The organism is Adlercreutzia mucosicola DSM 19490, from assembly GCF_000422625.1.
Taxonomy (GTDB): Bacteria; Actinomycetota; Coriobacteriia; order Coriobacteriales; family Eggerthellaceae; genus Adlercreutzia; species Adlercreutzia mucosicola.
Genome location: NZ_AUGK01000004.1, coordinates 210,147 through 222,361, shown reverse-complemented (window position 1 = coordinate 222,361; position 12,215 = coordinate 210,147). Strand labels below are relative to the sequence as shown.

Genomic DNA, 12,215 nt, shown 5'->3' with positions numbered 1-12,215 from the left:
AATATCTCGTCGCGCGCGCCTAGGCATAGAAGAGGATCTCATTGTACGACGGCACGGGCCAGTCGCTGTCGGGCACGAGAATCTCCAGGTTGTCCACGGTCTCGCGCAGGCTCTCCATGAGCGGCAGCAGCTCGTGGGCGTTGGCGTTTGCCGCGGTCTGGGCGTCGTCGATCTTCACGATCTCCTTGTGCTTGGCGGCCAGGGCGTCGAACTTCTCCTGGGCGTCGTTCAGTCCGTCCATAATACGCGCGAGCTGGGCTTCCTGGGCAGATGTGTTGGCGGTGGGCATGGCTGTCTTCACCGAGGTGATGTGGTCGGCCACCTTGGCGGCATAGGCGCTGATGGCCGGCAGGTACAGCCGCCGCATCATGCGCCGCATCACGCGGGCCTCGATGTTGATGAGCTTGTTGTACTTCTCCAGCTTCACCTCGTAGCGGCTGCGCACCTCGCTTTCGGAGAGCACGCCGAACTCCTCGAACAGCTCGATGGACTTCGGCGCCACGAAGCAGGGCAGCGCATCAGCCGTGGTCTTGTGGTTGGCCAGGCCGCGACGGGCGGCCTCCTCTTCCCACTCGGCGGAGTACCCGTTGCCGTTGAAGATGATGCGCTCGTGATCGCGCAGGGTCTGCTTTACGTAATCCCAGGCCGCCTGCACGAACTCGTCGCCGGTCTTGCCCTCCAGGGCGTCGGCGAAGTCCTTCAGCGATTTTGCCATGGCCGTGTTCAGCACCATGTTCGCGTCCGACAGGTTCACCGCCGAGCCAGGCATGCGGAACTCGAACTTGTTGCCCGTGAAGGCGAAGGGGCTCGTGCGGTTGCGGTCGGTGTTGTCCTTCTGGAAGTTGGGCAGCACGCTTACGCCGAGGTCCATGGACACGCGGTCTGCCTCGCTGTAGTCGCGGCCTTCGATGAGCGCGTTCACGACCGCTCCCAGCTCGTCGCCGAGGAACATCGAGATGATGGCCGGGGGCGCCTCGTTGGCCCCCAGGCGATGGTCGTTGCCGGCGCTGGCCACGGTCATGCGCAGCAGCTCCTGGTAATCGTCGACGGCCTGCACCACGCCGGCGAGGAACACCAGAAAGCGCAGGTTGTCCATGGGGTGCTCGCCGGGGTCGAGCAGGTTCTTGGCACCCGCCGAGATGGACCAGTTGTTGTGCTTGCCCGAGCCGTTCACGCCCTCGAAGGGTTTCTCGTGCTGCAGGCACACCAGACCGTAGCGGCTGGCCAGAAGGCGCATCTTCTCCATGGTGAGCAGGTTCTCGTCGATGCCGCGGTTGGCCTCGGAGTAGATGGGCGCCAGCTCGTGCTGGGCCGGGGCCACCTCGTTGTGCTTGGTCTTGGCGGGCACGCCGAGCTTCCACAGCTCGTCGTCGAGCTCCTTCATGTAGGCGCTCACCGTGGGGCGGATGGCACCGAAGTAGTGCTCTTCCAATTCCTGGCCCTTACAGGGGGAATAGCCGAACAGGGTGCGGCCCGTGAGCATGAGGTCCATGCGGCGCTCGTAGTCCTTCTCGGAGATGAGGAAGTACTCCTGCTCGGCGCCGACGTTGGTCACCACGCGGCCCGCATCCTCCTCGCCGAAGAGCTCCAGCACGCGGCGCGCCTGGGTCTCGATGGCCTTCATCGAGCGCAGAAGCGGCGTCTTCTTGTCCAAAGCCTCGCCGGTGTAGCTGCAGAAGGCGGTGGGGATGCACAGCACGTCGTCCTTGATGAAGGCGTAGGAGGTGGGATCCCACGCGGTGTAGCCGCGGGCCTCGAAGGTGGCGCGCAGGCCGCCGGAGGGGAAGCTGGAGGCGTCCGGCTCGCCCTGGATGAGCTCCTTGCCCGAGAAAGTCATGATGGCGTGGCCGTCGGAGGTGGGGTCCACGAAGGCATCGTGCTTCTCGGAGGTGATGCCGGAAAGCGGCTGGAACCAGTGGGTGTAGTGGGTGGCGCCCTTCTCGATGGCCCATTCCTTCATGGCGTGGGCCACCACGTTGGCCACCTCGGGCGCAAGCGGCGCGCCCTCCTTGATGGTGTCCATGAGCTGCTTGTAGGTGGCTTTGGGCAGGCGCTCGCGCATGGTGGACTCGTTGAACACAAGGGAGCCGTAGATCTCGGGAACGTTCGTCATGGGAATCTCCTTTTCTGTAGGCGGTGCTCAGGGCGAATACAGGTGAAGCGACAGTAAAGCGACGGGCAAAGCGGCGGATCGGCCTAGTGGGCGTACAGGCCGCCGTAGGGGCGGGCGCTGGCCGGGCGCAGGCGGTGCCAGCTGCTCAGGTCGCCGCCGAGGGGCGGGCTTTCCCCGGCGAAGGCCTCGTCGTAGGCATCAAGCAGCGCCGTCAGGGTGGGAACATCCTCCTCTCCGACAGGTTCCTGGATAAGGCCGTCCATGATGCGGTCGGTGCTTAAGGGATGGCGCAGGTAGATCACACCGCCGTGCATGCCGGTGCCCAGGTAGTCGCCCGGCGTGCCGGCCAGCACGATGATGCCGCCGGCCATGTACTCGCCGAGGAAGGCGCCGGCATCCCCGCCGATGACGATGGCGGGGCGCTTGGCCTCGTATTCCTTCATGTGGATACCCGCGCGCCAGCCGCAGTCGTCGCGCACGAGGATGGTGCCCCCGCGCATGGCGTAGCCGGCGGCATCTCCCACGCGCCCGTGGATGGTGATAGCGCCGTTGTTCATGGTGTTGCCCACCTGGTCCTGGCCGTTCCCGAACACCTCGATGCGGCCGCCGTCCAGGTAGCATCCCAAATCGTTGCCGGGTGTGCCGAAGATGTCGAGGGACTTGCCCGCGGGAAGGGCGCAGCCCAGGTAGCGCTGGGCGTTTGCCTCGCGAATGGTGACTGCATCAGCGCGGGCGAGGGCGGCGCGCACCTGCTCGTTGGCTTCCTTGAAGTGCGCAAGCCCCAAGGTCACCTCGGCTGCGGGCGTTGGCGCCTCGGCTGCGGTCTCCTCGGCGCTTAAGGTAACGGTCGCGTCGGTCATGGCTTCCTCCCGTCCTACTCGCCGGCGTACTTCACGCCGAGGATGTCCAGTTCCTTCTCGTTGAGCCCCACGCCGCGCAGCATCAGGCGGTTGCCCCGCAGGCTGTCCACGGCGTTGATGCCCATGCCGCCCATCATCTCCTGAATCTCGGCGGTCCACGCCCGCACGAGGTTCACCACGCGCTCGGCCGCCGCCTCGGGGTGCAGCCGCTCGGTGAGTGCCGCACGCTGGGTGGCGATGCCCCAGTTGCATCGGCCGCTCGAGCAGTCGCGGCATTGGTGACAGCCCATGGCGATGAGGGCCGCCGATCCGATGGAGCAGGCGTCGGCCCCCAGGGCGATGGCGCGCACCACGTCGGCGGAGTTGCGGATGGAGCCGCTGGCCACCAAACTCACCGTGGAGCGGATGCCCTCGTCGCGCAAACGCTGGTCGATGGCGGCCAGGGCCAGCTCCACCGGGATGCCCACCGCGTCGCGGATGCGCTTGGGGGCGGCGCCGGTGCCGCCGCGGAAGCCGTCCACCACGATGATGTCGGCGCCGGTGCGGGCCATGCCGCTGGCGATGGCGGCGGCATTGTGCACGGCGGCGATCTTCACCGCCACGGGCTTGCGGTAGCCGGTGGCCTCCTTGATGGAGAAGATGAGCTGGCGCAAATCCTCGATGGAGTAGATGTCGTGGTGCGGTGCCGGGGAGATGGCATCGCTGCCCTCGGGGATCATGCGGGTGCGCGACACCTCGCTGTTGATCTTCTCCCCGGGCAAGTGTCCGCCGATGCCGGGCTTGGCGCCCTGGCCGATCTTGATCTCGATGGCCGCTGCCGTGTTCAGGTAGTGCGCATCCACGCCGAAGCGCCCCGACGCCACCTGGGCGAAGGCGTGGTCGGCGAAGGGCTCCAGGTCGCGGTGCATGCCGCCCTCGCCCACGTTGAAGAAGGTGCCCAGCTCGGCGGCGGCTAGGGCCAGGGCCTTTTGGGCGTTCAGCGAGATGGAGCCGAAGGACATGGCCGAGAACATGATCGGCACATCGAGCTTCAGCTGCGGCGGCAGGGGCTCCACCACCTGGCCGGCGCGCTCGTTCACCTTCAGGATCTCAGGCCGACTGCCCAGAAACACCCGGGTCTCCATGGGCTCGCGCAGAGGATCGATGGAGGGGTTGGTCACCTGGCTCGCGTTCAGCAGCAAATGGTCCCAGTAGATGGGATAGGGCGCCGGCGTGCCCATGGACGACAGCAGCACGCCGCCGGTCTGGGCCTGCTTGGCGATGTCGGCCATGGCCTCGGCCGTCCAGGTGGACGAGCCGGTGCCCACCTGGGGCCACGGCTGGATGGTCAGGGCCAGCTCGGGACAGAACACCACGCAGCGCTGGCAGTTCACGCAGGCGCGGGAGTTGATGACGATGCGATCGGAGTCTTTCCGCAGGCGGTGCACGCCGTTGGCGCAGGAGCGCACGCACTGGGCGCAGCCGGTGCAGGCCGCCTCGTCGCGCACGACCCGGTAGCGGGGGAGCACGCAGTTGGTCGTAGCATCCATGGCGCTCACACCTCCCTTCTCTTGCGGGGCAGCACGCCCACTTCGTGTTCCAGCGGCCAGTCGCGCACCGCCCGGTTTTCCGCGGCCTCGCCGGCCTTGGCGGCCGCAACATCGTCGCGCTGCACGACGAAGGGCATGCCGCCCTCGATGGAGCGCACGTTCTCCGCGTCGGGGCACACCACCTGGATGGCCGCCTGCTCGCTGGCCAGATACACCATCGGCCCCTTCTCGGCCACCATGAGCGCCCGCAGCTTCAAGCGGTCGTTCAGGGCCAAAAGCCCCTCCTCGGAGCCCACGATGATGGAGAAGGGCCCGTTCACGAGCGCGCTGGCGTACACCGTGCGCAGTGCCGTCTCGAAGGCGGCCCGGTCGGGTTCCATGGCGTCGATCTCGCGCCAGGAGGGGGCTGCCATGATGTGGGCGGCCATCTGCTGGGACAGGCCGTGGCGGCGGGCCAGAAGGTCAAACAGGTAGGTGATCACCTCGGTGTCGGTCTGCAGCTCGCAGTCGTAGCCGAACTGCTCCACGTAGCGGCGGTTCGCGTCGTAGCTGGAAATCTCGCCGTTGTGGACGACCGACCAGTTCAGCAAGGTGAAGGGGTGCGCCCCGCCCCACCAGCCGGGCGTGTTGGTGGGAAAGCGCCCGTGAGCCGTCCAGGCCCAGGCGCGGTAGTCGCCGATGCGGTAGAACGCGCCGATGTCCTCGGGGTACCCCACGCCCTTGAACACGCCCATGTCCTTGCCCGACGAGGCCACGAAGGCGCCCTCGATCTTCCCGTTGATGTGGAAGACGTGCTGCATGGTGTATTCCGCCTCGTCCAGGCCGCTCGCGGCCAGGCGCATGGGATGGGGCGCCATGAAGTAGCGCCAGATGTCCGGTGGATTCTTGATGGACGGGTGATCCTCGGTGGGAATGCGCTCCTGCTTCTCGCAGAGGTAGAAGTGCTCCAGATAGGCCTCGGCGGCGGCGCGGGCCTCGCGGCTCTCGTACATAATATGGAAGGCGTACAGGTCGGCGTAGTCGGGGTAGATGCCGTAGGCGGCGAACCCGCCGCCCAGCCCGTTGCTCCGATCGTGCATGAGCGCGATGGAGCGCAGGATGTCGCCTCCGTCGTGGCGCGCGCCGCTTCGATCCATGATGCCCGCGATGGCGCAGCCCGAGGGGATGCGGACCTCGCCCTCGCGGGGAATGTTCCTGCGTGTCATAGCTGCGACTCCTCGTTCGTGGTTTCCAGCGTCTCCATGCTACGGACGAAAGGTTACGCGGAAAGGTCGGATTTGTTTCCGCCTCGTGCAAGTCTTGTTTCCGATGTATTTCCTCTGCGCCTCGCGCGCCCCTGCGCGCGTATGAGTTGGCTACCATGGGAAACCGCCGATAAGACGAGCAGCCCTACCGTCGTTGAAGGAGCGATGCGATCCATGGAAACCGTTGTGCGCGAGATGCCCGATGCCCTTGAGGAGGAGTGCGGTGTGTTCGGGGTGTACGCCCCGGGCGAGGATGTGGCCCGCCTGACGGGCTACGGTTTGCAGGCACTGCAGCATCGCGGCCAGGAAAGCGCCGGCATCGCCGTGGGCGACGGGGCGCACCTGAGCTGCTATAAGAATGTGGGGCTCGTGACCCAGGTGTTCGACGATGCGGTGATGGACGCCCTCGTCGGCGATCTGGCCGTGGGGCACGTGCGCTACTCCACGAGCGGTGCCGCCGCCTCGCGCGATGCGGCCCAGCCCCATCTGTCGTCCATCGACGAGGTGGAAATCGCCCTCGTTCACAACGGCACGCTGCTGAACACCGAGGTGCTGCGCGCATCGCTCGAGCAGGAGGGCGCCGCCTTCGCCTCCGGCACCGATACCGAGGTGGCGACGCGCATCATCGCCGAGGCGACGCGACGTACCGGCTCGGTGCGCGAGGGCATTCGCCATGCCATGGAGGTGCTCGAGGGCGCCTACGCGATGATTCTCGCCACGCCCGAGGCCCTCTACGCCTTCCGCGACCCCCATGGCATCCGCCCCCTGTGCATCGGGCGCTTGCCCCAGGGCGGCTGGGTCGTGTCGTCGGAAACCTGCGGCCTCGATATCGCCGGCGCCGCCTATGTGCGCGATGTGGAACCGGCCGAGGTGGTGCGCCTCGGGCGCGACGGCCTCGATGCCGAGAGCGGTCCTGCCGCGCCGCGCCGCGCTTCCTGCATTTTCGAGTACGTGTACTTCGCCCGCCCCGACAGCGTCATCGACGGGCAGAGCGTGTACCAGGCCCGCCGCGCCATGGGGGCGATTCTGTCGCAAGAGGCGCCCGTTGGGGCCGACCTGGTGCTCGGCGTGCCCGATTCGGGAACGCCGGCGGCGGTGGGCTACGCCGAGGCGAGCGGCATTCCCTACGCCTTCGGCATCGTGAAGAACCACTACGTGGGACGCACGTTCATCCAGCCCACCCAGGCCATGCGCGAGCGGGGCATCACCTTGAAGCTGAACCCGCTGCCGAGCGTTATCGCGGGCAAGCGCCTCGTGGTCATCGACGACAGCATCGTGCGCGGCACGACGAGCCGCCAGCTGGTGGCCATGCTCTACGAGGCAGGGGCGGCCGAGGTGCACCTGCGCATCGTGAGCCCCGAGGTGCGCTGGCCCTGCTTCTACGGCATCGACACGGCCACGCGCGAGCAGCTGCTGGCCGCCGACCGCTCGGTGGAGGAGATGAACCGCTGGATCGGCAGCGACTCTTTGGCGTTCATCTCCCTTGAAGGGCTGCACCGGGCCGTCGGCGGAGCGCGCCACCAGGGGTGGTGCGAGGCGTGCTTCACGGGAACCTACCCGATATCCTGATTCCCCAGGGCTTTCCTATGGGGTAGCGGCAACGCCTATGAATGGGTTCGCGCAGCTTGTGGTACGCTGGCGCAAAAACTCGAACCGAGGAGGCGCGCTATGCATACTTTTCTGGCGGTGGAGCCCTGCGACTACGAGATTCGCGGCCTGTACCGCTTCGCCACACTGAAGGACACCGGCCTGGCCGAGGCTTTGGCCGACGTGTGGCCCGACCAACCGCGCCTGCTCATGGTGGCGGCCGATCCCGCCGATGCCACCACCACCGAGAACCTGGCTCTCGATCTGGCCTCGGCCCTGACCAAGGCGGGGCGGGAAGTGGGGGAGGTGCGCGTGCTGGAGCAGGACACCGCCGAGCACGCCGCCCCGCTTCTCGCCGGCGCCCACGTCATCGTCCTGGCCGATGGCGACGACGAGAAGCGCGCCGCTTTCTACGCCGACATTAACTTGGCCGACTGTCTGGCAGCTGCCGACGAGAACGTCGTGCTCATCGCCCTAGATGCCGCAGCCCTAACGGCCGCCGGCCTTGCGGTTCCCGCCGATCGCACGTTCAGCTAGGCGCGGCGGCTCGTGGCGAGCAGGGCTCACAGCGTTCTGCTCATATCGTCTGTCCCTTGAATATGGTGAGACGAGGTAGTACTAGTAGTATTGTCTTACGACATGCAAGGAGCAGCTATGACCACCGTATCTGTTACCATTCGAGTTGATGAGGCCACGAAGCAGGCTGCTGCCTCGATTGCCGAGGACTTCGGATTCGATCTTTCCTCCGTCACGGGGGCGTTCTATTGCCAGATTGCTCGAGAGCAGCGTATCCCGCTCAATCTTGCTTACCCAAAGCCGAATAGGGAGTCACTGGAGGCAATAAGGGAGATCGGAGAAATGCTAGCTTCCGGTGTTACCGGATATGATTCCCTCGATGACATGTTCAAGTCGATGGTTCCCTTCGTGCGGTAAACTCTCTTGTCTACGAAATCGCTTCAGGGAGGAAGTGCGGCATGAGCTCGACCAAAGAAGCGTCTGATTCGCTTTCCAGCGGGCTCGACCGTGCGCGGCTGGACTCCCCGACGACCTTATCGATTTCATCAGCGGAAAGCCCCTTGCGGCCTTGTGCAAGTTTGGTAAACTTGCACTCATGCAGATTCTGAAGCGCGAACATATTGCCTGGGGGGGGTCACTAAGACCTCTTCTTGCCTCGTGCGCTAGAGCTCCCTTATCGCGGACACGTGTCCCGCATCACCCAACCCATCACAACGAAATAGCGAGCAGCCGGGCGACTGCGCCCTATTCCGTCCTGCTCCTTCGCAGAGAGGAGCAGAGATGAGCGCGAACGGAAACATCCAAGACTCCTCGCACGGAACCTTCTGCGGCGTTCGGTTCGAGAATGAAAACGCGGCCGACTATTTCTACGAGCTCGCAGAGCTGTTTTACAGGGGGAATTTTGGAACGACCCCAAAGGCTGAAATCGATCTACGAATGTTCGACTTCTTCGACAGAGAATCACAGCGCGTCGAGGGGGAGCAGTTAACGGATTTCATGCTAGCCAGGAAACTCGGTATAACACCCCAGATGGTCCGAAACCGTAGAACGAAGATAAAGCTCCGCGACGCAGGCGAGACGAGCGGCTGGATTTCAACTTTCCTTGGCGTGCTTGAACATAAGACCTACGTACTTCGCAAGGCGAAGAGCGGATGCGAAATGAAAATCATGCTGCCCGATAAGATGAGTGTCTATGAGTTTGAGGATGTTTTAATCAGACGCCATCACTATTTTGACAACTCGTTCAACAACCTCGTTGTGGCCACCCCGATGTCAGCTGTTTTCGACATCCTCTTCAGGGAAATAGCTAACGTACCTCTTCCGTACGGGTGTGAAAGGCAGACAATCCTCGGCGATGTCCTTTTTCGCATTCAAGCTGACGACACGATCGACCCTCGCGTCAAAGCCGCCGCAGAGAAGTTGTGGGACGATGAGACAAGGGAAAAAGTCCGTAAGGCTCGAGACGATGCAATACAAGGAGCAACGAGGGGCATCGGAAAAAAGCTTGTCGATGCGCTTCCGGGACCATTGTTTGGCGGAATTGGCTTGCTCGATATAAAGCCAATAGCAGGGGGAATTAAGCGAGTGGCATCAACTGTGCAGACGCATATCGAAAAGAGGCAAAACAGAGAAGACGCAAGTGAAGCGGATGTCGCATTGGCGGACGTTGATGTTGAGGGCGGTGAACTGTGCGACGGAGTGATATCTGCCCTGGATTATTTCGAAGACCCTAAGAACTTATCCATAGATTGGGATTCTTTCGGCGAGACGGCTCGTGAATCATTTGAGGAGAACGGAGTTGAGTGATGTATTGTCCGAAGTGCGGAAATGAAGTAGCGGAAGGTGCAGCGTTCTGCATAAATTGTGGGGCGCAGCTCGGAAGTGGCCAGGCTGGCGCTCAAACACAGGCAGACACGCAGATTGCGGGCGCGGCCCAGGCGCAGGCGCTCGCGCCTAAGAAGGCGAGCCCCAAGGTGATCGGCATCGCTGCAGCAGCGGTGATCGTCGTTGTGCTGATAGCCGGATTCGCCACCAACTGGTTCGGGCTCGCCGGCGTGCAGCCCAAGAAGGCGGTGGACGTTCCGGCACCCGCGCAGAGCGAGCAGCCGAGTGGTTCCGTTGCTGAAAGCGACGGTCAGACTGACAGTAGCAGCGCGCAGACTGACGATGCGCAGACCGCGCAGGCGGCCGTCGCCGTGAAGTCGGCGGTGGAGGCCTACACATGGGACGAGTTGTCGCAGATATCCAACGAGATCGCGGCGGCGGGCAGCGAGGATGCGGCCGTCGATGTGGCGAAGAAGTACAATCTGTGCACGCCCGACGGTAGGCTCGACGGCACGCAGGTGAAATCGGTGACGCTCGCCGACGGCACGCAGACCACCGTGCAGATCGTCGGCTTCGCGCACGACGACAAGACGAGCGGCGGCAAGGCCGGCATCACCTTCATCTTTGGTGACTGTATCGCTGAGGCTCCCATGAATCCGTCGGAAACCAATGCGGGTGGCTGGGAGAGCTCTCAGATGCGAGTGTTCCTGAACAGCGAGGGTCTGGACCTCCTTCCGAACGATTTAGCCTCGGTCATAGTTCCCGTCGACAAGCTTACCAACAACGTGGGCCAGACGGAGAGCGTGTCCTCTGTTTCGATCACATCCGACAGGTTGTGGCTCTTTTCAGCGACGGAACTTTGCGGAAAGATTGATGCATATGCGCAGTTTGATGTCGGAGACTCCCAATATGATGCGGTACTCAATGCAGAAGGCGCTGAGTACAAAATCTTCCGCGACTTGATAGTTGATCCAAATAGCTCTAATTCAATCTTAGTGAGGAATTACGATGGATCTTCCATGGGTTGGTGGGAGCGGTCTCCTCGTCCAAAGAATACGGAACTCTTTGGTGCCGTATTTTCTGATGGCGATCCGAGTTATCGTGACGACGCAGACTACCCAAAGGGCATAGTGCCTGGCTTCAGCGTTTAAGCCCTCTGTAAACAAGATCTCTGTATCTGCTTGGTGTAGTGGCGATATAAAGGAAGTGACCTATGGGGCTTATGGACAACATTACCTCGGCGGTGAACCGCGGCACGGCGGCCGCGGGGCGCGAGACCGAGAAGATCAGGCTGAAGGTCCGCATGAACGAGCTTACGAAGCAGCGCCAGGGGCTGGCGGCCCAGCTGGGCGCGAGCCTGTACGAGGCGACGCGGGAGGATGCCGCGCTCCGCGTCGGCCGCGAGGCGCTCTACGACGGCATCGCCGCCTGTGACGCCGAGAAGGCGGAGTGCCAGCGCCAGATAGACGAGTTGGAAGCCCAGGCGGCGGACACGTTCAGCTGCGCGGTGTGCGGGGCCCGCATGGGCAGCACGGACCTGTTCTGCTCGGGTTGCGGCGCGCCGGCGGACAAGGCGCGGCCCGCAGCCGCCGCTGCGCCCTCGGGGCGCGCATGCGCCAAATGCGGCGCGCCCCTCGGCGAGGGGGGCCTCTTCTGCATGAGCTGCGGCGCCAGGGTCGAGTCCGAGGACGAGTCCGGTATCGGCGAGTCGGAGCACGTGAGGGCCGATGGAGACGGCAACGTAACCATCACGTCTGGCGGCGAGTCGAGGGCCTAGGAGAGGAGATAGCCATGTTCTGTCCGAAATGCGGGAACCAGCTTCCCGACGGAAGCGCGTTCTGCGGAAAGTGCGGCGTGCAACTGGGCCAGTCTAAGACCGCGGCACCAACGGCGAGGGTTTCTTCGGCTCGCCCTGGTGGGAGCGTCTCTCCCGCCAGCATAGCGGCCGCCGTCCTGGCCGCTATCGCGATTATCGTATCGCTTCTCGGGTGGTTCGACGTATACCCTGGTTACACCTCCCTCACCAGTTACGTGGATCAGGCGGCATCCTTCCTCGGCCTGGGGTCGTTCTCCTCGTTCTCTTTCGGCGAGGCCTACGCCCCCTGGGCGCTTCCGGGATTCGCGGGCACCTTTAGCGAGTATGCCTCCCTCTACGGCGCGCTCGGAGGATCGGACGCGGACGCAATTACCGCAATCGTGGCCATTGCGTGCTGGGCCTGCACGCTCCTTTGGGCCGTTGCCGCCGTGCTTCTCGTGGTGGGCGTCATCGGTGTCCTGCGCGGCAGCGGCTGCGCCCCCATGCTGGCAGCTGCCGTCGTCGCGGTTGTGTGCGCCGTGGCCTTCCTCGTCTTCTCCGGCATGGCGTCGGATATGGGCGAGGGCACCATGATGCCCTCGCTGTTCGCCGCAGCCTCCATAGCCGCCGCGGTGTGCGCCTTCGTCGGTAGGAGGGCGTAGGGCGCGCGGGGGCGCGAAGATTTGAGCTGCTATTGCCCATATCCCTGCTAAGATGGGTTCTCGAAAGAGGTTTCGGCGGGAGGCA

General features: G+C 64.1%; 11 protein-coding genes. 7 read left to right on the top strand and 4 right to left on the bottom strand.

What is annotated here, in order from left to right; genetic code table 11:
* Window positions 1–19 precede the first annotated feature (19 nt).
* From G503_RS0102580 to G503_RS13285, 4 genes are all read right to left on the bottom strand, one after another.
* Complete coding sequence (locus tag G503_RS0102580; RefSeq protein ID WP_028026358.1) at window positions 20–2,113, bottom strand: glutamine synthetase III family protein; 2,094 nt, start codon at window positions 2,111–2,113, stop codon at window positions 20–22.
* A gap of 83 nt (window positions 2,114–2,196) precedes the next feature.
* Complete coding sequence (locus G503_RS0102575; protein ID WP_084636217.1) at window positions 2,197–2,973, bottom strand: GltB/FmdC/FwdC-like GXGXG domain-containing protein; 777 nt, start codon at window positions 2,971–2,973, stop codon at window positions 2,197–2,199.
* 14 nt (window positions 2,974–2,987) lie between these two features.
* The gene (locus G503_RS0102570) at window positions 2,988–4,502 is read right to left on the bottom strand and encodes a glutamate synthase-related protein (RefSeq protein ID WP_028026356.1); all 1,515 of its coding nucleotides are present in this window, start codon (window positions 4,500–4,502) and stop codon (window positions 2,988–2,990) included.
* Window positions 4,503–4,507: 5 nt separating this feature from the next.
* Entirely contained in the window at window positions 4,508–5,707 is a 1,200-nt protein-coding gene (locus tag G503_RS13285) for a class II glutamine amidotransferase (RefSeq protein WP_084636216.1), read from the bottom strand.
* A 213-nt stretch (window positions 5,708–5,920) separates the two neighbouring features.
* Between G503_RS13285 and purF the strand changes: the two genes are divergently transcribed.
* The 7 genes from purF (at window position 5,921) to G503_RS13270 (ending at window position 12,130) form a co-directional block, all read left to right on the top strand.
* Window positions 5,921–7,315: an amidophosphoribosyltransferase gene (gene purF, locus G503_RS13280; RefSeq protein WP_035021559.1), complete on the top strand. Its 1,395-nt coding sequence runs from the start codon at window positions 5,921–5,923 to the stop codon at window positions 7,313–7,315.
* Between the two features lie 99 nt (window positions 7,316–7,414).
* Complete coding sequence (locus G503_RS0102555) at window positions 7,415–7,870, top strand: hypothetical protein (RefSeq protein WP_028026355.1); 456 nt, start codon at window positions 7,415–7,417, stop codon at window positions 7,868–7,870.
* Window positions 7,871–7,987: 117 nt separating this feature from the next.
* Window positions 7,988–8,266: a type II toxin-antitoxin system RelB/DinJ family antitoxin gene (locus G503_RS0102550; protein WP_028026354.1), complete on the top strand. Its 279-nt coding sequence runs from the start codon at window positions 7,988–7,990 to the stop codon at window positions 8,264–8,266.
* 363 nt (window positions 8,267–8,629) lie between these two features.
* Complete coding sequence (locus G503_RS0102540) at window positions 8,630–9,655, top strand: hypothetical protein (RefSeq protein WP_028026352.1); 1,026 nt, start codon at window positions 8,630–8,632, stop codon at window positions 9,653–9,655.
* Complete coding sequence (locus G503_RS0102535; RefSeq protein WP_028026351.1) at window positions 9,655–10,824, top strand: DUF6273 domain-containing protein; 1,170 nt, start codon at window positions 9,655–9,657, stop codon at window positions 10,822–10,824. The genes G503_RS0102540 and G503_RS0102535 overlap by 1 nt, the downstream gene beginning before the upstream one ends.
* Window positions 10,825–10,886: 62 nt before the next feature.
* Complete coding sequence (locus tag G503_RS13275; protein ID WP_156891884.1) at window positions 10,887–11,450, top strand: double zinc ribbon domain-containing protein; 564 nt, start codon at window positions 10,887–10,889, stop codon at window positions 11,448–11,450.
* 14 nt (window positions 11,451–11,464) lie between these two features.
* On the top strand, window positions 11,465–12,130 hold the full coding sequence (locus G503_RS13270; protein WP_035021484.1) for a zinc ribbon domain-containing protein: 666 nt from the start codon (window positions 11,465–11,467) through the stop codon (window positions 12,128–12,130).
* Window positions 12,131–12,215: the final 85 nt, after the last annotated feature.

Coding starts and splice junctions, on each gene's coding strand:
- G503_RS0102580 (WP_028026358.1), bottom strand. CDS start 2,113: ATGACGAACGTTCCCGAGATCTACGGCTCCCTTGTGTTCAACGAGTCC.
- G503_RS0102575 (WP_084636217.1), bottom strand. CDS start 2,973: ATGACCGACGCGACCGTTACCTTAAGCGCCGAGGAGACCGCAGCCGAG.
- G503_RS0102570 (WP_028026356.1), bottom strand. CDS start 4,502: ATGGATGCTACGACCAACTGCGTGCTCCCCCGCTACCGGGTCGTGCGC.
- G503_RS13285 (WP_084636216.1), bottom strand. CDS start 5,707: ATGACACGCAGGAACATTCCCCGCGAGGGCGAGGTCCGCATCCCCTCG.
- purF (WP_035021559.1), top strand. CDS start 5,921: ATGGAAACCGTTGTGCGCGAGATGCCCGATGCCCTTGAGGAGGAGTGC.
- G503_RS0102555 (WP_028026355.1), top strand. CDS start 7,415: ATGCATACTTTTCTGGCGGTGGAGCCCTGCGACTACGAGATTCGCGGC.
- G503_RS0102550 (WP_028026354.1), top strand. CDS start 7,988: ATGACCACCGTATCTGTTACCATTCGAGTTGATGAGGCCACGAAGCAG.
- G503_RS0102540 (WP_028026352.1), top strand. CDS start 8,630: ATGAGCGCGAACGGAAACATCCAAGACTCCTCGCACGGAACCTTCTGC.
- G503_RS0102535 (WP_028026351.1), top strand. CDS start 9,655: ATGTATTGTCCGAAGTGCGGAAATGAAGTAGCGGAAGGTGCAGCGTTC.
- G503_RS13275 (WP_156891884.1), top strand. CDS start 10,887: ATGGGGCTTATGGACAACATTACCTCGGCGGTGAACCGCGGCACGGCG.
- G503_RS13270 (WP_035021484.1), top strand. CDS start 11,465: ATGTTCTGTCCGAAATGCGGGAACCAGCTTCCCGACGGAAGCGCGTTC.